General features: G+C 33.6%; 1 protein-coding gene. It reads right to left on the bottom strand.

The genetic code is table 11. From position 1 onward, the window contains the following. Nucleotides 1-349 (bottom strand): ABC transporter permease (locus DBR11_RS30495; protein ID WP_369974470.1); only part of this gene is annotated, 349 nt, incomplete at its 3' end. Nucleotides 350-550: the final 201 nt, after the last annotated feature.

The raw sequence follows: 550 nt of genomic DNA, 5'->3' as shown, positions 1-550 counted from the left end.
TCCTATTGCTTGCTGATGCTTCAAAACAAATTCCCTGCACATTTTCAAGTCGTTCCTTTAAGGCTGTGAAATCCCTTATACTGGGCTGTGGTCTGTTCATATATTTCCACCAGGGATAATTATCACCAAACATCCATGGCCATTTTTGAACAAATAATGTATTTGATCCTAGTTTATCTACACTTTCCTGTAGCTTATGACGCAAAGTATCAACAGCAGAAAACACTGAAATAATGGTAAAGATACCAATGGTAATACCAAGTAAGGAAAGCATGGTACGAAGTTTATTCTGGCGCAGAGCGTCTGCTGCAAACCAAAAACTTTCGCCTATAAGTCTTAAGATCATCATAATTGCTGTTTAGACCAAAACTACCTAAAAAGGTTACAGCGAATTGCAGGATATTAAAAAAAATACAATTTGGTACTATTTATGCAGTTATAAGGATAATTTCTAAATTAGGAAATTTATTTTGTAAATTTGCGCCCTTAATTATTACATCGAAGAATATGAAGTTATCTCAATTTAAGTTTAATTTACCTGAATCATTAG

Origin of the sequence: Pedobacter sp. HMWF019 (genome assembly GCF_003061025.1) — a bacterium.
Lineage (GTDB): Bacteria > Bacteroidota > Bacteroidia > Sphingobacteriales > Sphingobacteriaceae > Pedobacter.
Note: the sequence above shows the minus strand (reverse complement) of the source record. Positions and strands in the feature narration are given on the sequence as shown.